Source organism: Agrobacterium rubi TR3 = NBRC 13261 (assembly GCF_000739935.1).
Classification (GTDB): domain Bacteria; phylum Pseudomonadota; class Alphaproteobacteria; order Rhizobiales; family Rhizobiaceae; genus Agrobacterium; species Agrobacterium rubi.
In genome coordinates, this window is sequence record NZ_BBJU01000003.1 from 175,980 (window position 1) to 200,542 (window position 24,563).

Below are 24,563 nucleotides of genomic sequence, written 5' to 3' on the forward strand. Positions count from 1 at the left end.
ATTTTGACTGAATTTCTGGACATACGGCCACTGACCAGCCAAGCATTCGCACCCTTCGGCGACGTCATCGAGACGGATCCTGCAACCATCAGGCTCATCAATGGTGGCAATACCGAGCGGCACCATGCGTTGGCAGCGCCTGACGTGACAGGCGAGGGCGCTCGTGTCGTCCTGAACATCTTTCGCGGTAAACCGCGCCAGTTTCCCTATGCCATCGATATGATGGAGAGGCACCCGCTTGGTAGCCAGAGTTTCACGCCCTTGTCCGGTAATCCGTTTCTGGTCGTCGTAGCAGACGATGACCATGGCAGGCCAGGCAGACCGCATGTGTTTCTGGCCCGTTCAGATCAGGGCGTGAATTATCATCGCAATGTCTGGCACCATCCTTTGATGACGCTTGGCTCCATCAGCGATTTTCTGGTTGTGGATCGGGATGGGCCGGGCAACAATCTGGAAGAGTTCTTTTTCGATAAGCCTTATTTCATTGCGGAGCCAAAGCCATGACCGGCCTTACCACCCATGTTCTTGACGCCGCCCACGGTACACCCGCGCAAGGGCTGAAGATCGACCTCTATCGGCTTGATGGTGACAGTCGCGAAAAGCTGAAAACGGTCGAAACCAACAGCGATGGCCGTGTCGATGGCGGGCCTTTGCTGATCGGCGAGGATTTCCGGGCGGGGCAGTATGAGCTTGTTTTCCACGCTGGCGACTATCTGAGAACCAAAGGCCTCGTTCTACCCGAGCCTGCCTTTCTTGACATCATTCCCATTCGTTTCGGCATCGCCGACGAAAGCGGGCACTATCACGTGCCGCTGCTGCTTTCGCCCTATAGCTACTCAACCTACCGCGGAAGCTGACCTTTATGATTTTTGCCGCTATTGCTGACATCCATGGAAACTGTGCAGCACTGGAAGCCGTGCTCAAAGATATCGAAAAGCTTGGTATCACCGATATCGTCAATCTCGGTGATTGTTTCAGTGGTCCGCTGGAAGCGGGCCGCACCGCCGATATTCTGGTGGGTCAAAACATCCCGACCGTTCGCGGCAATCATGATCGCGCTTTGATCGACCGCCCCTTCGAGCTGATGGGCGATTGGGAAAAGCCAGCCCATATGCAGCTATCGTCCGAGCATTTCGACTGGTTGCAGGCTCTGCCTTTCGACTTGGTTTTCAAGGACGTGGCCTATTGCTGCCACGGCTCGCCCAAGGATGATCTAGGTTATTGGCTGGAGCAACTGGCGCCGGAAGGGTTTCTCTATCAGCGCTCACTTCCTGACATCGAAGCGTTGGCGGAGGGGATCACGCAACCTCTCATGCTGTGTGGCCACACCCATATCGCACGCACCGTCCAGCTGTCTGATGGCCGGTTGATCGTCAATCCTGGCAGCGTCGGCTGCCCAGGCTGGAAGGACGACGAGCCTTTCTACCATCAGGTCGAAGCGGGCCATCCTCTTGCCAGCTACGCGGTGCTGGAGGACACAGCGCATGGCTGGCAGGTCTGTTTCCGGCAGGTCCGTTATGACAGCAAACCCATGGGCGAGCTTGCCAGCGCCAATGGTATGCCGGGTCTCGGCAAGGCCATCGCCACCGGCTGGCTCAGCTGATCCACCATCAACCCTCGTTTGCCATGACGACGCAGGAATAGTCGTGCGCTTTCAGGTTCTTGCAGGCCGACAGGGCTGCCGCCTGGCTGTCGAAGCCGGTGAAGCGTGCCCGGTAGAGCGTGGCTGCGCCGCTGCGAACCGCTTCTGTGTAGGGCGCGATGCCTGAGTAGTCGGATGCAATGGATGGTCGTGCGTTGCGCAGGAGCGACATCGCTGCGGCTTGTGAATCCGCTGCGGCGAGTTGCACTTCCCAATCGCTCCGCTCGGATGCAGTTGCGCGCACTGCCGAGGTCGGCATCATATCCGGTACGACATCGTTTGCGGCGGCAATCTGCAGCGCGATTGGGTCGTGGTGTTCCTTGAACATGGGCAGGGGCACAGCGGCTGGCGTAGCGTCGAATGTCCGGCTCGTGGTTGCGCTGGCAATCAGCTGCTGACTGCTTCCGCCTCTGGATGCCTTGGGTATCGTTCGATCCAGAAGCGATGCCATCTGGTTGTCGCGGCTGCGGGCCGTCTTGCCACCCAGCACGACGCCGACGACGCTGCGGCCATTGTGGTTGACCGCACTGACGAGGTTAAACCCGGAAGCGTTGGTGTAACCGGTCTTGATACCGTCGACGCCAGTGTAGCGTGCCATCAGGCGATTGTGTCCGCGAATAGTCTTGCCGCGAAACTTGAAGGACTGCATGGCGAAGAGTTTGTATTCCCGGGGAAAATCACGCTGAAGCGCCAAGCCCAGCTTTGCCATGTCGCGGGCCGTTGTGACCTGCGCGTTGTTGGGCAATCCGGACGCGTTGCGGAAGACGGTTTTCGTCATGCCGAGTTGGTGCGCTCTGCGGGTCATCATCTGTGCGAATTTCGCTTCCGAGCCGCCGATGTGGTCGCCCATGCCTTCCGCCATGTCATTGGCAGACTTGACGATCATGCCGTAGACCGCTTCGCGAACGGTAAAGGTGGTGCCGGCCTTGACCCAGAGCTTCGATGGAATGACGGCTGCGGCCTGTCTTGACATGGTGATGCGCTGGTCCCAGCTCAGGCGTCCGTCATTCAGGGCTTCGAACACCATATAGAGCGTCATCATTTTCGTGAGAGAGGCTGGATAGTTCCTCACATCAGCATTTTGCGATGCCAGCACCTTGCCGGTCTTTGCGTCCATCACGAAATGCGCATAACCCGCCTGTGCCTCGGACGCCTCTAACGCGACGACCGCACAGAGGAAAGCCAATGCAAACATCCATGCTCCGGCCATTCCCCGCCTGATCGTTCCCAACATCCATTCACCCCTTGTCCGTGCGCTCGTCTCATCCAAGCCTACCGATAGTTTCAGACAACGAAACCGTTCAAACTTTAAAGATCGCTTTCATCCCTAATTAAGTATGAAAATCGACCCTCATTGGTGGCAGGTTATTTCCTTGAAAAGAAACCAACCATCCGGTATGTATATTTGGATGGACATCACGAGCGAACGTAAAAAGCAGCCCGACAGGGTGCGTCGGAATCTGATCGACTGCGCGGCAAGACTTGCGGCAGAACAGGGCTTTTCGGCGGTCTCGATGCAGGCCGTCGCCGCTGCTGCGGGGGTGACGAAGGGTGGGTTGTTCCACCATTTCGCCTCCAAGCAAGCCTTGCTGGAAGCCGTTCTCGGTGACCTTCTGGAGACGCTCGATGCTGACATAGACGCGCTGATCTCACAGGATCGTGACGACTATGGATGCTTCACGCGGGCCTATGTGAATGCGTTTTTTGCCGATCGTGGACGCGAGACCTATGCGCAGTGGTCGGCACTTTCGGTTGCTCTGATCAGCGAACCGTCGCTGCGGCAGCGATGGGAGAGCTGGATGGGCGGGCGCCTGACACGCCATAAAAAGACCGATGGCGATGTCGGCCTGGAGCTCGTCAGGCTTGCCGTCGATGGCGTCTGGCTTGCGGATTTGATGAGCGAGAACGGCCGTTCCGGCGGAGACAGGGAAGCACTTCGAAAGCGGCTCATCCGCGCGGCACGAAAGGAAAATTCGGTATGAGCGGGGCCGTCATGACCTATGGCGCGCTTTTTGCGGCCATCATATGCGAAGTCGTGGGAACATCGTTCTTGCAGCAATCGCAACAGTTTACGCGGTTGGTGCCGACAATCCTGATGGCAGTCTTCTATGGCGCTGCTTTTTACCTACTGTCCATCACGCTGAAAACGATCCCCGTCGGCGTTGCTTACGCCATCTGGAGCGGCCTTGGCATCGTGCTGATTTCAGCCGTTGGTTATGTCTTCTTCCGCCAGACGCTCGACCTCGCCGCAATGATCGGCCTGGGGCTCATTATCGCAGGCGTGGTGGTCGTCAACGTGTTCTCGAAGACGGTGGGGCATTAGGGGGCTGTCGCCCCTCACTTTACCAGAATGTCGCTGGTTACATCCGTCAGCAAACGCTTGCCGCACAGCGCCATGGTGATGTCCATCTCCTTGCGGATGATTTCCAATGCAGTCGTCACCCCCAGCTTGCCGCCAGCGCCGAGACCATAAAGGAATGGGCGGCCGATATAGGTGCCCTTGGCGCCCAGAGCGATGGCCTTCAGCACGTCCTGACCTGAGCGAATGCCTCCATCCATGTGGACTTCGATACGGTCGCCAACGGCATCGACGATCTTCGGCAGCATCGCAATCGACGACAGTGCGCCATCGAGCTGGCGTCCACCGTGGTTGGACACGATAATGGCATCGGCCCCGGTATCGGCTGCGGCGCGTGCGTCTTCCTCATCCAGAATACCCTTGAGGATCAGCTTGCCGCCCCAGCGCTCCTTGATCCACTCCACATCCTTCCACGACAGGCGCGGGTCGAATTGCTCTGCCGTCCAGGAGGATAGCGAAGAGAGGTCAGAGACGTTCTTGGCGTGGCCGACGATATTGCCGAAGCTGCGGCGCTTGGTGCGAAGCATGTCGAGGCACCATTGCGGGCGGGTTGCCATCTGCCAGATGTGCTTGGGCGTGAATTTCGGCGGGGCGGACAGGCCATTGCGCAAATCCTTGTGACGCTGGCCCAGCACTTGCAGGTCGAGTGTCAACACGAGTGCCGAGCATTTCGCTGCCTTGGCCCGGTCGATGAGGTTGTTGACGAAATCACGGTCCTTCATCACGTAGAGCTGGAACCAGAAGGGGCGTGATGTGACGGAGGCAACGTCTTCGATGGAGCATATGCTCATGGTGGACAGCGTAAAAGGAACGCCGAATTCCTCTGCCGCCTTGGCCGCCAGCATCTCGCCATCGGCATGCTGCATGCCGGTCATTCCTGTCGGTGCCAGCGCAACAGGCATCGAGACTTTTTCGCCGATCATCTCCGTTGCCAGCGAACGATCCGTCATATCGACTAGCACGCGCTGGCGCAGCTTGATCTTGGCGAAATCATCTTCGTTGGCACGGTAGGTGCTTTCCGTCCATGCGCCACTGTCTGCGTAGTCGAAGAACATTTTTGGCACGCGGAATTTTGCCTGTTTCTTCAAGTCAGCAATGGTCAGTGCTTTGCTCATGGATGAAGCCTTCAAATTTGAATAACATCTTCACCTAACATGAGAGCGTGATTTGTGACATCGGAATTGTCGGTTTCCCGGTTCAAAATCTTCGGGAAATTTTACGGTCGGCTGTCGGAGACAGGGCGCTGCGCAATCTTCATCCGCGTTTCGATAAAACACGATGGTCCACATCTGGCTATCTTTTGCCACAAAATCGCCTTTTACGTGTTATGAAAAATCTAGATGAATATAATTCTACCGAGGATAGATTTTTTATAAAGTTGATTGGAGCTGGTCATGATTACGGTTTATTTTTGGGCGCCGGATATGTCTGCTAATAACATTGGTCATATCTCGCTTACCATCGGCACGGGGCAAGCGAAGGGGCTCGAGAGATATGTGAGTTGGTGGCCCGGTCACGGTGACAAGAAGTGGTTGGTGGGCAAGCCAATATCGTCGCGAACATACGAGGGCGATGTAAAAGCTGAGGGAGGTCCTCCCACTGCTACGGTTTCAATATCTGGCCTTGATGAAGCAAAGATGAAGCGTGCTTGGGAGAATATGCTTGCAAATAACCCGCGTTATTTAGTGTACCGAAAAAACTGTGCTTGGACTGTCAAAAGTATTCTAGACGTTGGCACAGGTTATGATTTAATGTCAGCTCATCTAGATTTTATCAATTTGCGGCTAACAGGCGGTGTCTGGACACCTAGAACGGTGTTCGAATACGCAAAGCTGGTAAAACATCGATATAACAGCAATGCCCAACGTTCCGCCCAAGTACCAAGCGATGCTTACGGTCTTCGCCTCAGTTAGAGTTCCGGCAATTCTCAGATTTGTGACATGAAAAATGGGCGGCCAAAGCCGCCCATTTCATTTGCTTTGGGTTTAGTCTCAGAACTCTTCCCAGGTATCCTGTGCAACTGCTGCTGCCGATGAACCGCCACCGAAGGCGCCAGCGATCTTGCGGCCCAGCGCGCGGGCTGGTGACGGTGCTGGTCTGGACGCGTTGGACGCAGCTCTGACCGGTGCCGCCGCCGGCATTGTCCGGGTTGCGCCTGTGCCATCACCCAGATTGAAGCGCGACAGCAGCTGGTTGAGAGAGGCCGCTTCCTTGGCAAGGCTGTGGCTGGCCGCTGTCGACTGCTCGACCATGGCCGCGTTCTGCTGTGTGCCCTGGTCCATGGTGTTGACGGCGGTATTGATCTCCTGAAGGCCCACCGACTGTTCGCGCGACGATTCAACGATCGCGGTAATGTGGCGGTTGATTTCCTGGACTTCGGTGACGATGACCTCAAGTGCCTTGCCGGTTTCACCCACCAGCGTCACGCCAGAGCGAACGTGCTCGCCAGACGTGGTGATCAATGCCTTGATCTCTTTCGCAGCCTTTGCAGAGCGCTGCGCCAGTTCGCGTACTTCCTGTGCAACAACCGCAAAACCCTTACCGGCTTCACCGGCGCGGGCCGCTTCAACACCTGCGTTCAGGGCCAGAAGGTTGGTCTGGAAGGCAATCTCATCGATAACGCTGATGATGTTGGTGATCTCGCCCGAGGAACGTTCGATCTCGTTCATGGCGGTCACGGCCTGACGCACGACGTTGCCGGACTTTTCTGCACCATCACGGGCCTTGGCAACGAGATGGCCGACTTCTTCGGCACGGCTGCTCGAATCCTTCACCGTCGTGGTGATTTCTTCGAGAGCGGCTGCGGTTTCTTCAACCGATGCCGCCTGTTGTTCCGTGCGCTTGGACAGATCGTCTGCAGCAGACCGGATTTCGTTGGCACCTGCGTCGATACCACGGGCATTCTGGCCAACGGCACGCAGGGCGTCGTTCAGGTTGGCAACCGAGCCGTTAAAGTTGCTGCGCAGTGTGTCGAGGTGCGAAACGAATGGCGTTTCGATGCGGTATGCAACGTCGCCATCGGCGAGTCGGTCGAGACCCTTAGCCAGTTGATCGACAGCAAACTGAGTATCTGCCGCGTCCTGTGCCTTTTGGGCTTCGCGGTCAATACGTTCCTTCTCGGAAACGCTGCGATTGGCTTCGGCTTCCTTTTCCAGACGAATCTTCTCAAGGGCGTTGTCGCGGAAGACGGAAACGGCCTTCGCCATCTGGCCGACTTCATCCTTGCGATCCTGGCCTTCGACAGGCGCTGCCGTCTGGCCCTGAGCAAGCGAAATCATCCGTTCGCGCAAGGATGCGATCGGTGTCGTGATCCCCTTGGCGGCAACGATGAGGGAGGAAATGATACCCAGTGTGAAGGTGATGCCGACGACCATCAGGGACGTGAAGATGGTAGAGTTCGTCTGGTCGGTCAGTGCGTCACTATTGACGCCGACTGCCTTGACCATACCGTCCAGAAACGCAGCATTGTCCGCTGTCAGAGGTAAAATCAAAGCGTCAGCTTTCGCCAGAAACGCCTTCGCCTGTTCATCCTGATCCATTTGGCCCATCTGAACAGCCTGGTCGGTGATGGAAATCACCTCTTTCGCGCGCGTCAGCAGAGAATCGATCTTTGCGCTTTCGTTTGGAACAAGTTGTTTGACACGGTCAAACCTGCTGAAAAGGCTGGTCTTGCTGTCGTTATAAAAATCCAGCGCCCTTTTCATTCCAGGATCTTGCTGACGATAGGTCAGTATTTGATATGCGCCGTAGCCAGAGGCGACCATATTGCGGTTAGCGCGTGCCATCTCGACGCTCGCGATGTTGTCCTTCGCAATGAAGTCGGAATAGCTCGTGTCCGCTGCCTTGTAGCGGCTGGAAATAAAGGCCGTAGCGCTTAGTCCCACAACGCATAGCGGGATGATCAAGGATAGGATTTTTGTCCGAATACTTGCGTTTTTAAGAAATGACATCGTTCCTCGCGGTAGACTTAGTTACTGCGAACACAAGGCATCCAAAGGCGCAGCCGTGGGAGAACGGCTGTGCAAAGACTCTTCAGAGAGCGTGTAGTTCGAGAAAAATGATAGCTGCATGACAGAGTGGCGTGCCGTCATGGCGACCGAGGGAGAATTTCTGTCAAGGAGAGAGTTAAACAGTTGTAGTTTAAATATAATTAAATTTCGTTTTGTTGTTTTAGTACAAAAACATTATGAAGTTTAGTGTAGACTAAATAATACTTTTAGTTGCTTGTCCTGCAATATAAGTTTCAACCACTGTGCGGTCATCTCCCATGGTCAGCATGAGGAAGAGTTCTTCCGTCAGGCTGGTCACGACTTCCATCTTCAATGCCATCGCGGGCGTCGAAGACGCGTTGAGCACGGTGATATCGGCATCTGTACCAGCATCGAGCGTACCGATGCGGTCTGCCATCGATAGGGCCTCGGCGTTGCCGCGCGTCATCAGGTACCAGCTTTCCAGCGGATTTAAACGTTCTCCCAGCAGTTGCTGAATTTTGTAGGCTTCGTCCATGGTGCGCAGCATGGAATAGCTCGATCCGCCGCCAATATCGGTGGCCACGCCGATGCGAACCGGCTTTTCTCGCCGTTGCAGCTTCTTCATTGGGAACAGGCCGGAGCCGATGAAGAGGTTGGATGTGGGGCAGTGAACGGCCACCGCGCCGGTTTCCGAGAGCACATCGGCTTCACGATCCGACAGATGGATGGCATGGCCGAGCAGCGTCTTTTTGCCCATCAGCCCGTAGCGGACATAGATGTCCGTATAGTCGATAGCATCGGGATAGAGTTCGCAGGTGTATTTGATCTCGTCCAGGTTTTCGGACAGATGCGTCTGGATGAAGAGGTCAGGGAATTCCTGCGCCAGTGCCTGTGCGGCTTCCATCTGTTTCGGCGTCGAGGTAATAGCGAAGCGTGGCGTGATGGCGACGTGGTTGCGGCCTTTGCCGTGCCAGTCGGCAATCACCTGACGTGTCTCGTCATAGCCGAGTTCCGGTGTGTCCAGCAGGCCTTGCGGGGCGTTGCGGTCCATCATCACCTTGCCGCCGACCATCAGCATGTTGCGCTTCATGGCTTCCGCGAAAAAGGCGTCAGCGGAGGTCTTGTGTACCGAGCAGTAGGCGACAGCCGTCGTGGTGCCGTGGCGGATCAATTCGTCGTAGAAATGCGTGGCGATGCGCTGTGCATGGGCGCTTTCCACGAAACGGCACTCTTCTGGGAAGGTGTAGGTGTCGAGCCATTCCAGCAGATTGGCGGCGTAGGAACCGATGACCTGCATCTGCGGGAAATGCATGTGCAGATCGATCAGGCCCGGCACGATGAGGTGAGGGCGGTGGTCCGTTTCTTCGATGTCTTCAGGTGCCTGCGCGCGGATGTCCGCATACTCGCCGATGGCGCTGATCTTGCCGTTTTCCAGCAGCAGGCCGCCATCTTCGATGTAGAGGTAGCTTGCCGTATCGTCGATTGCGAGCGGTGCGCGGTTGAAGCTCAAGAGACGTCCGCGCAGCAGAAGCATGCTCATTCCGTTTTTCCTTGGGATACGGCGCTCTCGTACCATGCGGTCAGCACCTTGCGTTCCTGCGGCGTGATCGCCGTGATGTTGCCGGGGGGCATGGCATGGCTGCGACCTGCCTGTAAATAGATTTCCCGTGCATGGGCCGCAATTTGCGCGTCGGTTTCCAGTTTGACCGATTTTGGTGTGAACGGCACGCCTTCCCAGACAGGCTCCGCCGCATGGCACATGGAACAGCGGCTCTGCACCACGTCGCGTGCCGAGGCGAAATGCACATCGGCTGCGAAAAGCTGCTGGGTGGGCGAAAGCGTTGCTGCTTTTTCTTCCTGCTCACCGGTCAGAACCTTCGGCACGGTGGAGAGCCACATGATGACGATGAAGATCAGCACGGTGACCAGCCATGTCCACGTAGGTCTGCCCTTGCGGGCGTGGGTGGTGTTGAACCAGTGGCGGATGGTGACGCCCATCAGGAACACCAATGCCGCGATGATCCAGTTGAACTGCGTCGCAAACGCCAGCGGATAATGGTTCGACAGCATAAAGAAGATGACGGGCAGCGTCAGATAATTGTTGTGCAGCGAGCGCTGCTTGGCGATGCGGCCATATTTCGGGTCAGGCGTGCGACCGGCGATGAGGTCGGCGACGACGATCTTCTGGTTCGGAATGATGATCATGAAGACGTTGGCCGACATGATGGTGGCGGTGAAGGCGCCGAGATGCAGGAAGGCGGCGCGGCCCGTAAACACTTGCGTATAACCCCAGGCCATCGCCACCAGCGCGATGTAAAGCACCGCCATCAGGCCCCAGGTGTTCTTGCCGATGGGGGATTTGCACAGCAGATCATAAAACACCCAGCCGATGGCGAGCGAGGCCAGCGACAGACAGATGGCCTGGAACTGCGTGAGTTCCAGCACCGAATGATCGATGAGAAACAGATCTGCACCGCCATAATAGACGATGCACAGCATGGCAAAGCCGGAGAGCCACGTAGCGTAGCTTTCCCATTTGAACCAGGTGAGATGTTCCGGCATCGAGGCAGGCGCGACCAGATATTTCTGCACATGGTAGAAACCGCCGCCATGCACCTGCCACTCTTCACCATAAACACCCGGCGGCATGTGCGGGCGCTTCACCAGCCCCAAATCCAGTGCGATGAAGTAGAAGGATGAGCCGATCCAGGCGATGGCGGTGATGACGTGCAGCCACCTGACGGCAAAGGCCATCCATTCCCACGCAATGGCATATTCGTACATTATGTTCCCCTGACGTTGCACCGCACTGTGCGAGAAATTCGACCATCAGAAAAGAGGGGAACCTGCGAAACCGACAGATTTGTTGAGGGTAAACAGTGGCAATCACGGCTCCGTCGGAAACTCCTCCTCCATCCACTCGCTGAATGCCTTGATCTTGGCGACCTTGCGGCGGCTTTCGTGATGAACGATCCAGTAGTCGTGGCCATCATTGCAGACCAGGTCGAAGGGTTGGAGCAGGCGACCGGATGCGATGTCTTCGGCGAAGTGGACCGGATTGACGATGGCAACGCCGTGGCCCGCAATGGCCGCCTGCGCTTCCAGATTCTGGATGCCGAAGTCGCTGCCGGTTCGGCTGTCGAGATCGGTCTCGGTCACCCCTGCTTCCGCAAACCAGTGTTTCCACCAGCGATCATTGGGGCTGATGATGGGCAGTTTCAGAATATCGGCGGGATGCTTCAGCCCGCCGATGGTGGCGGCAAGCTTGGGGCTGACGACTGGGGCAAAATCCAGCCGCATGATTCGACGGCTGATGACGTCAGGCCAATCGCCTTTGCCCCAGCGAATGCCGATATCGACATTGGTGCGGGCAAAGTCCACGATCTCGTTGGTGAGAGCCAGTTGCACCGAGATTTTGGGGTATCTGGCCTGAAACACGCCCAACCGTCTCGCCAGCCATTGATGCGCGAAGGTCGTGGTGCAGGAGATGATGAGAACATCCGCCGTCCTGTTGCGCGCTTCTTCCAGCGCCGTCGCAAGAATACCGAAGGCTTGCGATGCCCGACCTGCCAGTAACTCGCCCGTTTGAGTCAGTTCCACCTGCCGTGGCTTGCGCAGGAACAGCGGTGCACCGACGAAATCCTCAAGCAATTTGATCTGATAGCTCACCGCCGTCTGCGTCATGCCCAGCTCTTCGCCAGCCCTAGTGAAACTCAGGTGACGCGCGGCACTTTCCAGCACGCGCATGGCATTCAGGGGTACGTTACGGGAGAGTTTCATGGATAAGTTCTCTTTATCCATATCATCAGAAGTTTCATTGGTTTTTCCATGAAAACAGGAGCATTTCTTCTCCATAGCATCAAAAGAACTTTGGAGAAATGATATGCGTACAGCCGCTCTCAGCGTCTGGCCACGGCTATTTGCGCGACTATGGATATTGGACTGGTTTACGCGAAAATCGGCTCAATCGAACCCGTCGCAGGAAGACGAAATGCAGGACCACATCAAACGCGATCTTGGCCTGCTGGATGGTCGCGATCAGATCGGGCCGGGGCGGGTGCGGCAAAGCGATGAATTGCGTGAAGCACTTCGGCTGCTACCAAGGTCGCTATGACGGCGGGACGTTTGTCTTTCACGGTGTTTCCGCCGATGGGCAGAACCAGTCGCTCTAGCATTGACGTTGGCTGACCTTCGCGCTCCAGCCAGTGCGCGAAGGTGGCGCGTTTGGTCTTGGAACCGATCATGCCGACATAGGCCAGATCAGCGCGGGCAAGCGCTTCCTTGGCAATCAGGAAATCCAGCGCGTGATCATGGGTGACGATGATCACCGTTCCACCAGCGGGAACGGCTTTCACCATGGCTTCGGGCATCGCGGTAAGGTGGGACGACACGGTCTCAGGTAGCCAAACCAGTTCCTCACGCCGCGTCTCGATGACGGTGATGGAGAGTGGAAGGAGGGCCAGTGCCTGGGCCAGAGCTTTGCCCACATGGCCCGCGCCGAAGATGAAGACGGCGGGCTGGGACTGGTGCTCTTGCACTAGGCGCTGCTTCAGCCCTTCGGCGATTGCGGGTGTGACCTTTGTGAATTGCAGCAGGGTGCGCCCGCCGCAGCATTGGCCGATTTCGGGGCCGAGCGGGATGTCCATGGTGTCGTTGGCTGTCTTGCCCGCCAGCATCGCGCGGGCGTGGTCGATGGCCATGTATTCGAACTGCCCACCGCCGATGGTTTGCCAGATGCGGGTTGATGAAACGAGCATGAAGGTTCCGGCTTCGCGTGGGGCAGAGCCTTTTACGGATTCGATTTCGATGAGGATGGTGGGGTTTGATCCATCGAGAAAAGAGGAGATGGGGGTGTCAGGCATGGGCGTCGGCCTTGGTGCCCGCGAACCCCCTCTGGCCTGCCGGCCATCTCCCCCACAAGGGGGGAGAAACCGTGTGGCTAGGCCTTCGCTTCAGTCGCAGAGACATGCGTAAGTGATGGAGAGGGTGCGGCATATCTTCTCCCCCCTTGTAGGAGAGATGGCCGGCAGGCCAGAGGGGGCTCTGCTCCGCACTCAAGCGTTGCCTCATCACCTCACACCTTCCTCAACCGCTCCACCGCCATCAACACCCGTTCAGGCGTCGCAGGCGCATCCAGCCTCGGGCAGACCTTGTAATCAGCAACGCTGGCCACCGCCATCGACAATGCTTCCAGCACAGAAATCGCCAGCATAAGCGGCGGTTCGCCGACGGCTTTGGAGCGACCAATAGTGGGCTCAGCGTTCTCGGCCCATTCCGCCAGTTTCACATCGAAGATTTTCGGGCGGTCCGACGCCAGCGGTATCTTGTAGGTGGACGGCGCGTGAGTGCGCAGTCGCCCCTTGGCATCCCACCACAGTTCCTCCGTCGTCAACCAGCCCATTCCCTGGATGAAGCCACCTTCGACCTGACCGATGTCGATGGCTGGGTTCAGCGATTTGCCGACATCGTGGAGAATATCGGTGCGCTCCATCATATATTCGCCGGTCAGCGTATCGATGGAGACCTCCGAAACCGATGCGCCATAAGCGAAATAATAGAACGGCGTGCCTTTGCCAGCAGCCCTGTCCCAGTGGATTTTCGGCGTCTTGTAAAAGCCTGCGGCAGAAAGCTGGACGCGGGCGAAATAGGCCTGTTTGATGAAGTCGTTAAAGGCGATTTCTTCCGTTCCTACCCTGATACGGTTGGGCAGGAACGTAATCTGATCTTCGCCCACATTCCATTTTTCCATGGCGAATTTGACCAGGCGTTCCTTGATCTGGCGCGCCGCATCATAGGCGGCCATGCCGTTGAGATCTGTGCCGGAAGAGGCGGCGGTGGCGGAGGTGTTGGGCACTTTGCCTGTCGTGGTCGCGGTGATCTTGACGCGGTCGATATCCACCTGAAACGCATCGGCAATGACCTGCGCGACCTTGGTGTAAAGGCCCTGACCCATCTCCGTGCCACCATGGTTGAGGTGGATGGAGCCATCATTATAGACGTGCACCAGCGCGCCCGCCTGGTTGAAGGCGGTCATGGTGAAGGAGATGCCGAATTTCACCGGCGTCAGCGCAATGCCCTTGCGGATGATGGGGCTCGTCTTGTTGAACTCGATGATCGCCTGTCGCCGCGCCTGATAGTCGCTGGAGGTTTCCAGTTCCTCCACGATTCGGGCGATGATGTTGTCTTCGACCTCCTGATGATAGGGGGTCAGCGTCCGGTTCGAGCCCTGCTGGCCGTAGAAATTCAGCTTGCGTATTTCCAGCGGGTCCTTGCCCACCGCATAGGCGATTTCCTCAATGAAGCGTTCCGCCCCCAGCATACCCTGCGGACCGCCGAAACCACGGAAGGCCGTGTTGGAAACCGTGTGGGTTTTCAAGGGCTTCGATTGCAGTTTTACATGCGGATAGAAATAGCTTGAATCCGCGTGGAACAGCGCGCGGTCGGTTACCGGGCCGGAAAGGTCGGAGGAGAAACCGCAGCGCGCGGCATAGGTGGCGTCAACCGCGTGAATGCGGCCTTCGTCATCGAAGCCCAGTTCATAATCGACGCGGAAGTCGTGGCGCTTGCCGGTGGCGGTCATGTCCTCATCGCGGTCGGGACGCATCTTGACGGCGCGGTTCAGCTTCTTGGCGGCGATGGCGCAGAGGGCTGCAAACTGGTTGCCCTGCGTTTCCTTGCCACCGAACCCACCGCCCATGCGCCTGACCTGCACGGTCACGGCGTTGGATTGCACCTGCAGAATGTGGCTGACGATGTGCTGGATTTCGCTGGGATGCTGGGTGGAACTCCACACGGTCACCTCGTCATCTTCGCCCGGCACCGCCATGGCGATGTGGCCTTCGAGATAGAAATGCTCCTGCCCGCCAATGCGCATCGTACCGGTCAGGCGGCGCGGTGCGACGTCCATTTCCAGCTCGGCATCACCACGCTGAAGGGTCATGCCGGGGGTGACCAGCGGTTCGCCATTCTCCATGGCGCTGTCGATATCGCTCCAATGCGGCAAATCGTTGTATGTGATTTTCGCTTTGCGCGCTGCCTTGCGGGCAATGTCGCGGGTCTCGGCAAACACGGCAAAGATCGGCTGACCGTGAAACTGCACCAGCTTTTCCGCCAGCAAAGGTTCGTCGTGACGCCCGCCGGAGGACACATCGTTTTCACCTGGCACATCCTTGCCGGTCATGACCCAGAGAACACCGGGCGTGGCTTCCACCTCTGAGAGGTCCATCGACACGATTTCGGCGTGCGCCCGGTCCGCCATGCCGATGGCACCGTGGATCATGCCCGCCGGTTCGGGAATATCATCGATATATTCGGCATTTCCGGTGACATGCTTGTGCGCTGAATCATGGCGCAGAGAGTTGTGCATCTTGCCATCGACGGCGGTTTTGGTGCGCTCGAAAGTGTTGGTGTCCATGGCTCAGGCCTCCGCCAGCGCGAAGCGCTGCAACTCATGGTGCTCGCCGGATGTCTCTAGAAAGAACCGCGTGAGCAGGTTCTTCGCCGTCAGCATCCGGTATTCGGCGGTAGCGCGCCAGTCCGTCAGCGGTTGGAAATCCTCATCGATGGCATCACGCGCTGCCTCAATGGTCTCAGAATTCCAAGGCTGATCCATTAGCGCCTCTTCCAGCTTCGCGGCTCGCTTGGGCGTTGCCGCCATGCCACCGAAGGCGATGCGGATGTCTTTGACCGTACCTGCTTCATCCAGCTTCAGATGATAGGCGGCACAGAGCGCGGAAATATCCTCATCGCGACGTTTGGAAATCTTGTAGATGGCGTAATGCACATCAGCGGCCGGGATCGGCACGAAAATCTTCTCCACGAATTCGCCCGCGAAACGGTCCTGATTGCCGTAGTCGATGAAGTATTTTTCGAGCGGCATGGTCCGGCTGCCGGACGCAGAGCGCAAGGTGAGCGTCGCGCCCAGCGCGATCAGCGCCGGTGGCGTATCGCCGATGGGTGAGCCGTTGGCGATGTTGCCGCCGATCGTGCCCATATTGCGCACCTGCTGGCCGCCGATGCGGTCGATCAGGCGGGCGAAGGGTGGAATGTGCTTTGCGAGAACGGTGAAGGCGTGGGCGTAAGTCACGCCAGCGCCAATGGAAATGCCGCCGTCCTCGACGTAGATGGATTGCAGCTCGCTCAAGTGATTGATGAAGATGACCGGGTTCAGCGCCCGCATCTGCTTCGTTACCCACAGGCCGACATCGGTGGAGCCTGCAACGATGGTCGCCTTGGGCTCGGCGGCATAGGCGGCTGCAAACTCGTTGAGGTTGGAGGGGATGATGGTGCGACAGTCATCTTTGGTGACGGTGATCGTCTCGTTCAGCTGAATGGCCCATAGGCGGGACATGATGCTGGCACGGTCCCGTTCTATCGGATCGAACAGCGTGCTGGGCTTGGCAGCCGTCACGCTTTCGGCGGCGCGGATGATCGGCTCGTAGCCCGTGCAGCGACATAGATTGCCCTGCAAGGCCTTTTCGATGTCTGCGCGGGATGGCTTGTTGCTCGTCAGCCAAAGGCCATAAAGCGACATGACGAAGCCGGGCGTGCAGAAGCCGCATTGCGAGCCATGATAATCCACCATGGCCTGTTGCACCGGATGCAGAACGCCGTCCTTGCTGGCCAGATGCTCGATGGTGACGATATGGGTGCCATGCAGCGAGCCGATGAAGCGAATGCAGGCATTGACGGTTTCATAACGCAGTGAGCCGTCCATCAGCCGCCCGACCAGCACGGTGCAGGCGCCGCAGTCACCCTCTGCACAGCCTTCCTTGGTGCCGGTCAGTCGTTTTTGCAGCCTCAGATAATCGAGCAGGGTCTCCGTCGGGCCGAAATCCCGAAGAGAAACGGTCTCGTTGTTGAGGATGAAGCTAATTGCGTCTTTCATGCCGTGCCTTCGTATGCTTGTCGTTATTGGGCGGTCCAGCCGCCATCGATGGAAATATGCGTGCCGGTGATCTGCTTGGCCGCGTCGCTGGCCAAGAAGATGGCGGTCGCTGCGATATCCTCGACCGTCACAAATTCCTTCGTCGCTTGCAGCCGCAGGAGAACATCGTTCTTAACCTCGTCCTCGCTGATGCCGCGTGACTTCGCCGTATCGGGTATCTGCTTTTCCACCAGTGATGTCAGCACGTAGCCTGGGCAGATGGCATTGACGGTAATTCCGGTTTCGGCAAGCTCCAACGCTGCGGATTTCGTCAGGCCGATGATACCATGCTTTGCCGCGACATAGGCAGATTTATAGGGCGAGGCGACGAGCCCGTGGGCCGAGGCGATGTTGATGATGCGGCCTTTGCCAGCGGCCTTCATCAGCGGAATCGCAGCACGCATGGTGTGGAAAGAACTGGTCAGATTGATGGCGATGATCTGATCCCATTTTTCCGGCGGAAACTCCTCCACTGGGGCCACATGCTGCACACCCGCATTGTTTACCAAAATATCCACTGCACCCATTTTCTCGTGGGTGGTCTTGATCAGGTCGGCAATTTCGTCTGGCTTGGTCATGTCGGCGGGGTGATAGAGCACGCGGGTGCCGCTTTCCGCTTCCATCAAAAGCCGCGTATCTTCGATTTCGTGCTCGTCGCCGAAGCCGTTGAGCATGACGTTGCAACCATCATTTGCGAAGGCTTGCGCTATGGCCAGACCAATACCACTGGTCGAGCCTGTTACGATGACTGTCCGATGCATGCGTTCCCCTTTTTATCCAACGTTGCAACGATTTACATCAGGTTATGCTTAAACCGGGGGAACTGGCAATCGTATTTGACATGAGGATGCATGCGACGGTGGCTTGACTTTCCCCGCCGCGCATATTGTTTTGCCGCAGACATAGTTTCGGGAGGCATGCATGGGCGGATATATCCTCGCCATCGACCAAGGTACGACATCGACAAGGGCCATCGTTTTCGATGGTTCGATGCAGGTGGCAGGCACGGGGCAGAAAGAATTCCGCCAGATATTTCCCGATTCCGGCTGGGTGGAGCATGACCCGGAAGAAATCTGGGAAAGCGTCGTCTGGTCCATCAAGCAGGCACTGGAAAAAGCCAAGCTGAAAGCCTCGGATATCGCCGCTATCGGCATTACCAACCAGCGCGAAACAACGCTGCTGTGGGAGCGTGACACCGGCAAACCGCTGCACAACGCCATCGTCTGGCAGGACCGGCGCACCGCCAAGCTGTGCGAAAAGCTGAAGAAGGACGGCCACGAAAAGGCCTTCGTCAAGAAAACCGGCCTGCTGCTCGACCCTTATTTTTCCGGCACCAAGCTTTCCTGGCTGCTCTCCAAGATAAAGGGTGCGCGCAAGCGGGCGGAAAAGGGCGAGCTTTGCTTCGGCACGGTCGATACGTTCCTCATCTGGCGGCTGACGGGCGGCAAATCCTTCGTGACGGATGCCACCAATGCGTCACGCACGCTGATGTTCAACATCGAAAAGAATGCCTGGGATAAGCAGCTTCTCGACATCCTCGACGTACCAGCATCGGTACTGCCTGAAGTGCTGGATTGCGCTGCCGAATTCGGCCTGGCCGATGAAGCCCTGTTCGGCGCGCCGATCCCCATTCTCGGCGTGGCGGGCGATCAGCACGCTGCCGTCATCGGGCAGGCCTGTTTCGAACCGGGGATGCTGAAATCCACCTATGGCACGGGCTGCTTTGCGCTTCTCAACACCGGCGAGGACATGGTTCGCTCCAAGAACCGGCTGCTGACGACCATTGCCTACCGACTGAATGGCAAGACCACATACGCGTTGGAAGGCTCCATCTTCGTGGCGGGCGCTGCGGTACAATGGCTGCGGGATGGCTTGAAGGTGATCGGCTCTGCCTCGGAAACCGGCGTTTTGGCCGAAAAGGCCGATCCATCTCAGGACGTTTATCTGGTTCCTGCCTTCGTCGGTCTCGGTGCACCGTGGTGGGATGCCGACGCACGCGGCGCGATGTTTGGGCTGACGCGCGGCACGGGTCCGGCAGAGTTTGCCCGCGCGGCGCTTGAGGCCGTGTGCTATCAGACCGGCGATCTTCTAGACGCCATGCACAAGGACTGGAAAAACGCCAATGGCGATACGGTTCTGCGGGTGGATGGCGGAATGGTGGCGTCCGATTGGACAATGCAGCGGCTCTCCGACCTCATCGACGCACCCGTGGACCGCCCGGTCATCCTTGAAACCACCGCACTCGGTGCTGCCTGGCTTGCGGGCAGCAAGGCCGGTGTCTGGCCTGACATGAAGGCGTTTTCCGACGCTTGGTCGCGCGATCAACGTTTCGAGCCTAAAATGGATGGTGAGACCCGCGAGCGTAAGATCAAGGGCTGGAAAGATGCCGTTGCCCGCACGCTGAGCAATCGCTCGAAATAAGCATTTATAGTTATTGCTAAAATGCGATATGGTATCCGCCGTTCAGGGAGAGGGGACAGCGGATGCCAAACATTGCACAGCATGAATTGTCACTGAGCCGCATTATCAATGCACCGGCGGAAAAAGTGTTTCAGGCCTGGACGGATCCAGACCTGCTCGTTCAATGGTGGGCGCCGGTTCCGTACCGGACCTCGCAGGCCTTCATAGAATTGCGACCCGGTGGGTCTTTTAATACCACCATGCATGCGCCAACGGGCGAGGTCTATGAGAATTTCGGGGTGTTTCTGGATGTCGTGCCCAACCAGCGGCTGATTTTCACCGATGCCTTCCGCGCGGGCTGGGTGCCGGGAGATCGCCCCTTCATGACCGGCCACATAACATTTGAAGATGCTGGCAGCGGCACCACCAAATATACCGCGCGTGCCCAACACTGGACCGCTGAAGACAAGCTGACCCATGAGGAGATGGGATTTCATGAAGGTTGGAATGCTGCGGCCGAGCAAATGGAGGCCCTGTTGCAGCGCCCGTAACGCCGACCCAGCCGCTGTGTTTTGAAATCAAGTGAAACCGCCAAACGGTTGATTTCAGATTCTCTTTCGATGTTGCCTTAGCAATTTTATCGAGAGGTCGCTTCCAGATTTTGGATTTGCCTCGACCCCGTTCTATCCCTATTTCTCAACCAACGTCATTGAGGGTTAGTGCATGGAACTGGGGCTTTACACATTCGCGGATGTCGATCCGAACGCACAGGGCGGCAAGGGTGCGGAAGGTGCGCGCAGGCTGAAGGACCTTCTGGAGGAAATCGAGCTTGCCGATCAGGTCGGGCTGGATGTGTTCGGACTTGGCGAACATCACCGCCCGGATTATGCGATTTCGTCACCCTCGACAGTGCTGGCGGCGGCGGCCGTGAAAACCAAGAATATTCGACTGACAAGTGCTGTGTCTGTGCTCAGTTCCGATGATCCGATCCGCGTGTTCCAGCAATTCGCCACGGTCGATCTCTTGTCCAACGGACGCGCCGAAATCATGGCGGGGCGCGGGTCCTTCATCGAGTCCTACCCCCTGTTCGGTTATGCTCTGGAAGATTATGACGAGCTTTTCAGCGAAAAGCTGGATTTGTTATTGGCGCTTCGGGAAAAGGAAATCGTCACCTGGTCCGGCACCAAGCATCCGCCGATTAACGGACGCGGCGTTTATCCCCGACCCCTGCAGGAGCATCTGCCGGTGTGGATCGCCGTTGGCGGCACGCCGCAATCGGTGGCGCGGGCAGGGGCGATGGGCTTGCCGGTTGCGCTGGCCATCATCGGTGGTGAATACCGCCGCTATGCGCCGCTGTTCGATCTTTACCGCGAGGCCGCCCGCCGCGCGGGCCAGGATGCCACGAAGCAGAAAACCAGCATCAATGTCCACGGCTTCATTGCCGACACGACCGACAAGGCTGCCGATCAATTCTACGGTCCACAGGCCGAGGTGATGAACCGCATCGGTCGCGAGCGCGGCTGGGGGCCAACTAACCGAGCACAGTATGACGTGGCACGTGGCCTCGACGGCAATCTGTTTCTCGGCGAGCCGGAGCTGGTGGCGGAAAAAATCATCAAGGCGCACAGCGTTTTCAGGAATGACCGCTTCCTGTTGCAGATGGCCATCGGCCTGATGCCGCATGACCAGATCATGCGCGGTATCGAGCTTTACGGTACCAAAGTCGCCCCAATCGTCAGAAAAGAATTGACTGGGAGTGCTGATAGGGCGAAAGCCACGGCCTGAAAAACGACGGAACGGCAATGGTTATCTCCACCGAAGAAGAACTGGCAAAGCTGAAAGACATTGGTCGCATCTGCGCATTGGCGATGCAGACCATGGCCGATGCGATGGAGCCAGGCATGACCACGCTGGAAATGGACGCCATCGGTCGCAAGGTGCTGGAAGACAATGGCGCACAGTCTGCGCCGGAGTTTTGCTATCAGTTCCCCGGTGCCACCTGCATCAGCGTCAATGAGGAAGTGGCACACGGCATTCCCGGCCCACGCATCATCAAGGCGGGCGATCTCGTCAATATCGATGTGTCGGCAGTCAAGGATGGTTTCTTCGGCGATACCGGCTCGTCCTTTGCCGTGCCGCCTGTCAAAAAAGAAATCGAGCGCCTGTGCCGCGATGGCAAGCGCGCCATGTGGACGGGCCTGCAACAGATCAAATCCGGCCGGCCGTTGGCCGATATCGGCAATGCCATCGGCGCCTTCGCCAAGAAAAACCGCTACACGCTGATCACCAATCTTTCCAGCCACGGCATCGGCCGCTCCCTGCATGAGGAGCCGACCGAACTGGCCACATGGCCAGACAAGGACGAGACGCGCGTTATGACCGACGGCATGGTCTTCACCGTCGAACCGTTTCTGTCCATGGGGGCCTATTGGGCCGAAGACGGCGACGACGATCCCTGGACGCTGTTCAGCGACCCCAGCGCGCCAACGGTTCAGTTTGAACATACAGTGGTCGCGACGAAAAACGGTCCGCTGATCCTCACGCTTGCCGAGTAATGCCAGAAAATTGCATGTAGGCGTTAAGTAAAGGCTTCGTCATGTACGGCAGCAAAAATTGATGATCTACCTTACATCTTCGTAAGTTAGCGCTTGCCGCATTGCTGTGCACAAATTTCTGGCCTAGTTTCCCGTCAAACTGCTTCGCCAATAATGGCTGACCTCCCAACTCGCGAGAGTTTGTACCGTGTTTCATTCCTTCTTCCCAAAACCCAAACTGTTTTTCACGTCTGCTGTAGTCTGGGCATTCGTTGCCATTTTCGGCTGGTATCTTGTATTTCAGGCTGTCGGTGCCTCGCTTGGATATGTGATGCCTGAGCAAGAACCCTTCGATCTCACCTATTTCATCGTGCCTGCCAATTTGTATTTCTACGCGTATCTAACGGCATGCCTTGGCATATTTGGTGCATTCTGGACGGTAGCCGCCAAAGACCACCCGTGGAAATACTGGTCAATTTGGGGTTCACTTCTGATTATCGCAGTTACGTACTTCGGGGTCCAAGTCAGCGTCGTCATTAATAATTTTCGGCGGCCTTTTGGTGATTTGCTTCAGAATGCGCTTGCCAAACAGCCAGGCATAACGGCTTGGGATTTCTACAGTCTGCAAATTGGTTTCGCCAAGCTGGTATTTTTCAGCATGGTTGTTTCAATCATGACCGACTTTTTCACGAGCCACTATGTGTTCCGGTGGCGGACAGCCATGAACAACTTCTACATGTCAAAATGGGACAAGCTACGTCACATCGAAGGTGCGTCGCAGCGCGTTCAGGAAGATACGATGCGGTTCTCGGCGACCGTCGAAGGGCTCGGAATTACGCTCATAAATTCTGTTATGACGCTAGTCGTTTTCCTGCCAATTCTGTTTTCGCTATCGAGCTACGTCTCTGAGTTGCCGATTATCGGTGAAATACCGCATGCTCTGTTCTGGCTCGCGATTCTATGGTCAGCGTTTGGCACCATACTGTTGGCTACTGCCGGAATTAAACTACCTGGATTGAATTTCCGAAATCAACGTGTTGAAGCGGCTTACCGAAAAGAGCTTGTTTACGGCGAAGACCATGCCGAGCGAGCGGACCCGGTGACCGTAAAGGAACTTTTCGGCAATGTCCGAAAGAACTATTTCCGGATGTACTGGCACTATCTCTACTTCAACGTTGCACGCTATTTTTACTTGCAGGCTGATGCGGTATTTTTGCTACTCATGCTGGTCCCGACCATTGTCGCGGGCAAAATTACCTATGGTATATTCCAGCAAATATCCACGGCTTTTGGACAAGTCAGTAACTCTTTCCAGTATCTGGTGAATTCATGGACGACGATCATCGAACTTCTGTCAATCCATAAACGCCTAAAGTCCTTCGAGGCCGCCATTGATGACAAGCCATTGCCGGAAATCGATCAGCGCTATTTGAAGCGTGAGGCGGAAGACGGTGAATTGGCGGCGAACAAGCCGACCTGACACAAAAAAGGGTGGCCATGTACCACCCTTTTTGATCTCCCCGTCGACTTGAATTTTACCCCTCGGATTTCGGCGCCCGCCGCGCCTCGATCATCGGCATTGCCTGCGCATAACTCACGCAGGCCACGTCTTCCTTCTTGCATACGTCACGCAATAGCCGCTCGAACGCGTTCCAATAGGCGCCACCGTTCATTTTGACGAAATGAAAGCCAAGCTGGAGGGGCACGCGTTCGCCGTCATATTGTTTGTCGAAGGCGGCGCGGAAGGCATGGTAGGCGCGCTCTTCGAACTCCGCTGATTTCTCGCGGTTTTCAATGGCCATGGAGTGGCGCACGAAGAGATTGTAGTCCATGGCGATGATAGGTCTGTCGTTCGGGCCTTCGGGAATGAGCGGCAGGCCGAAATGTTCGATGCCGTCTTTCTTCACCGGCCACGCCGGGCCCTTGGTGATGCTCGTCGCATCATAGATGAACCCGTGTTTCTTCTGTGCGGTGGTCAAGGCGTCGCTCTGGGACAGGTAGGGTGCACGAAAACCACTGATACCCTTCACGAAATCACGCCAGCCTTCAGGCTCCTTGTCCTTCTTGCCGATCATCTGCCAGGCGTTTTCCATGGTGCTGGTAAAGGCAGTGAACTCGCCGTCCCACTGTTCCGCTGTCCAATTGCCCCCATCGAAATGGCCGCAGGTGTGGTTGCCAATCTCGTGGCCTTCCTGTTTTGCCGCCCATATGTTGCGAAGGCGGGCTTCCACTTCCTCTACGGATTGGCCGAAGCCGACATTGGAGCGGCCCGTTTTCTGGCCGGGGCCTTGATAGCTCTTGGCGCTGGTCTTGCGATCCATCACCAGCGTGCAGGCGAGGAAATAGGTGAAATGGGCGCCGACTTCCTTTGCCGTCGCACGGCTGCGCTCCCACAGCGAATTGTCACCCGCACCGTCGAAGGAGACGATCACCAACTGTTTTGGCGTTTCTGTCGTTTGCGCAAAGGCTGGAAAAGCGGCGGAAAGCGAAAGGCCAAGGAGTGCAAAAGTGCGAAACATGAAGAACCATTTTTTGAAAAGAAGCATGGCCTTTTGAAACGGCAATAAGGCGAAGCTTTGATTTGTTTGGCCATTTTGCGATTTTAGCCATTTTGCGCCTCTGCGGGCGGTAACATCAACGCAAATCGCAAGCAGTATCCGAGAGATTCGCTTTGGTGCTTGACCGCGTTTGTTTTAAGCATGTGCTCACTGCAAACCACGTCACATAGTGC

At 56.9% G+C, this 24,563-nt stretch carries 22 protein-coding genes; 11 read left to right on the forward strand and 11 right to left on the reverse strand.

Annotation, left to right across the window (positions count from 1 at the left end; all coding sequences use genetic code 11):
• Positions 1-3: 3 nt before the first annotated feature.
• The 3 genes from RRU01S_RS02195 to RRU01S_RS02205 are packed head-to-tail and all read left to right on the forward strand — an operon-like array spanning position 4 to position 1,603.
• The gene (locus RRU01S_RS02195; RefSeq protein WP_045228597.1) at positions 4-504 is read left to right on the forward strand and encodes an ureidoglycolate lyase; all 501 of its coding nucleotides are present in this window, start codon (positions 4-6) and stop codon (positions 502-504) included.
• Positions 501-857 (forward strand): hydroxyisourate hydrolase, encoded by a 357-nt coding sequence (uraH, locus tag RRU01S_RS02200; protein WP_045228598.1) that lies wholly within the window; start codon positions 501-503, stop codon positions 855-857. The genes RRU01S_RS02195 and uraH overlap by 4 nt, the downstream gene beginning before the upstream one ends.
• Positions 858-862: 5 nt before the next feature.
• Positions 863-1,603: a metallophosphoesterase family protein gene (locus RRU01S_RS02205; RefSeq protein ID WP_045228599.1), complete on the forward strand. Its 741-nt coding sequence runs from the start codon at positions 863-865 to the stop codon at positions 1,601-1,603.
• A gap of 7 nt (positions 1,604-1,610) precedes the next feature.
• Here the strand turns inward: RRU01S_RS02205 and RRU01S_RS02210 are convergent, their stop codons facing one another.
• A complete protein-coding gene (locus tag RRU01S_RS02210) occupies positions 1,611-2,852 on the reverse strand; it encodes a D-alanyl-D-alanine carboxypeptidase (protein WP_045228600.1) in 1,242 nt (413 codons plus the stop codon).
• 187 nt (positions 2,853-3,039) lie between these two features.
• Here RRU01S_RS02210 and RRU01S_RS02215 point away from each other — a divergent pair, with 187 nt between their 5' ends.
• Positions 3,040-3,624 carry a TetR/AcrR family transcriptional regulator gene (locus RRU01S_RS02215; RefSeq protein WP_045228601.1) on the forward strand — a complete coding sequence of 195 codons (585 nt, stop codon included), beginning with the start codon at positions 3,040-3,042 and terminating at the stop codon, positions 3,622-3,624.
• An 11-nt stretch (positions 3,625-3,635) separates the two neighbouring features.
• Positions 3,636-3,965: a DMT family transporter gene (locus RRU01S_RS02220; protein WP_202032941.1), complete on the forward strand. Its 330-nt coding sequence runs from the start codon at positions 3,636-3,638 to the stop codon at positions 3,963-3,965.
• A 14-nt stretch (positions 3,966-3,979) separates the two neighbouring features.
• On the opposite strand, the gene RRU01S_RS02225 is transcribed toward RRU01S_RS02220, so the two are convergent.
• Positions 3,980-5,116, reverse strand: coding sequence for an alpha-hydroxy acid oxidase (locus RRU01S_RS02225; RefSeq protein ID WP_045228603.1), 1,137 nt, complete (start codon positions 5,114-5,116; stop codon positions 3,980-3,982).
• A gap of 279 nt (positions 5,117-5,395) precedes the next feature.
• Between RRU01S_RS02225 and RRU01S_RS02230 the strand changes: the two genes are divergently transcribed.
• Positions 5,396-5,914 (forward strand): hypothetical protein, encoded by a 519-nt coding sequence (locus RRU01S_RS02230; RefSeq protein ID WP_045228604.1) that lies wholly within the window; start codon positions 5,396-5,398, stop codon positions 5,912-5,914.
• A gap of 78 nt (positions 5,915-5,992) precedes the next feature.
• On the opposite strand, the gene RRU01S_RS02235 is transcribed toward RRU01S_RS02230, so the two are convergent.
• The 8 genes from RRU01S_RS02235 to RRU01S_RS02270 all read right to left on the reverse strand — a co-directional run bounded on the left by RRU01S_RS02235 (position 5,993) and on the right by RRU01S_RS02270 (position 17,659).
• Entirely contained in the window at positions 5,993-7,951 is a 1,959-nt protein-coding gene (locus RRU01S_RS02235) for a methyl-accepting chemotaxis protein (RefSeq protein WP_045228605.1), read from the reverse strand.
• Between the two features lie 253 nt (positions 7,952-8,204).
• Positions 8,205-9,512, reverse strand: coding sequence for a guanine deaminase (gene guaD / locus RRU01S_RS02240; RefSeq protein ID WP_045228606.1), 1,308 nt, complete (start codon positions 9,510-9,512; stop codon positions 8,205-8,207).
• Positions 9,509-10,756 carry a urate hydroxylase PuuD gene (gene puuD, locus RRU01S_RS02245; protein WP_045228607.1) on the reverse strand — a complete coding sequence of 416 codons (1,248 nt, stop codon included), beginning with the start codon at positions 10,754-10,756 and terminating at the stop codon, positions 9,509-9,511. Before puuD ends, guaD begins: the two co-directional genes overlap by 4 nt.
• Before the next feature lie 102 nt (positions 10,757-10,858).
• On the reverse strand, positions 10,859-11,752 hold the full coding sequence (locus RRU01S_RS02250) for a LysR substrate-binding domain-containing protein (protein ID WP_045228760.1): 894 nt from the start codon (positions 11,750-11,752) through the stop codon (positions 10,859-10,861).
• 224 nt (positions 11,753-11,976) lie between these two features.
• On the reverse strand, positions 11,977-12,834 hold the full coding sequence (xdhC, locus tag RRU01S_RS02255; protein WP_045228608.1) for a xanthine dehydrogenase accessory protein XdhC: 858 nt from the start codon (positions 12,832-12,834) through the stop codon (positions 11,977-11,979).
• A gap of 212 nt (positions 12,835-13,046) precedes the next feature.
• Positions 13,047-15,386: a xanthine dehydrogenase molybdopterin binding subunit gene (xdhB, locus tag RRU01S_RS02260; RefSeq protein ID WP_045228609.1), complete on the reverse strand. Its 2,340-nt coding sequence runs from the start codon at positions 15,384-15,386 to the stop codon at positions 13,047-13,049.
• Between the two features lie 3 nt (positions 15,387-15,389).
• Positions 15,390-16,859, reverse strand: coding sequence for a xanthine dehydrogenase small subunit (gene xdhA / locus RRU01S_RS02265; RefSeq protein ID WP_045228610.1), 1,470 nt, complete (start codon positions 16,857-16,859; stop codon positions 15,390-15,392).
• Positions 16,860-16,882: 23 nt separating this feature from the next.
• Positions 16,883-17,659, reverse strand: a complete 777-nt coding sequence (locus RRU01S_RS02270) for a 3-hydroxybutyrate dehydrogenase (protein WP_045228611.1) — start codon at positions 17,657-17,659, stop codon at positions 16,883-16,885.
• A 160-nt stretch (positions 17,660-17,819) separates the two neighbouring features.
• On the opposite strand from RRU01S_RS02270, the gene glpK reads away from it, so the two are divergent.
• The 5 genes from glpK to sbmA all read left to right on the forward strand — a co-directional run bounded on the left by glpK (position 17,820) and on the right by sbmA (position 23,312).
• Entirely contained in the window at positions 17,820-19,319 is a 1,500-nt protein-coding gene (gene glpK, locus RRU01S_RS02275) for a glycerol kinase GlpK (protein WP_045228612.1), read from the forward strand.
• Between the two features lie 62 nt (positions 19,320-19,381).
• Entirely contained in the window at positions 19,382-19,849 is a 468-nt protein-coding gene (locus RRU01S_RS02280; protein WP_045228613.1) for an SRPBCC family protein, read from the forward strand.
• Between the two features lie 172 nt (positions 19,850-20,021).
• Positions 20,022-21,083 carry an LLM class flavin-dependent oxidoreductase gene (locus tag RRU01S_RS02285; protein ID WP_045228614.1) on the forward strand — a complete coding sequence of 354 codons (1,062 nt, stop codon included), beginning with the start codon at positions 20,022-20,024 and terminating at the stop codon, positions 21,081-21,083.
• A gap of 17 nt (positions 21,084-21,100) precedes the next feature.
• Positions 21,101-21,853 (forward strand): type I methionyl aminopeptidase, encoded by a 753-nt coding sequence (gene map / locus RRU01S_RS02290; protein WP_045228615.1) that lies wholly within the window; start codon positions 21,101-21,103, stop codon positions 21,851-21,853.
• A gap of 187 nt (positions 21,854-22,040) precedes the next feature.
• Complete coding sequence (gene sbmA / locus RRU01S_RS02295) at positions 22,041-23,312, forward strand: peptide antibiotic transporter SbmA (RefSeq protein WP_045228616.1); 1,272 nt, start codon at positions 22,041-22,043, stop codon at positions 23,310-23,312.
• Between the two features lie 55 nt (positions 23,313-23,367).
• Here the strand turns inward: sbmA and RRU01S_RS02300 are convergent, their stop codons facing one another.
• Positions 23,368-24,351 (reverse strand): polysaccharide deacetylase family protein, encoded by a 984-nt coding sequence (locus RRU01S_RS02300; protein WP_045228761.1) that lies wholly within the window; start codon positions 24,349-24,351, stop codon positions 23,368-23,370.
• Positions 24,352-24,563 lie beyond the last annotated feature (212 nt).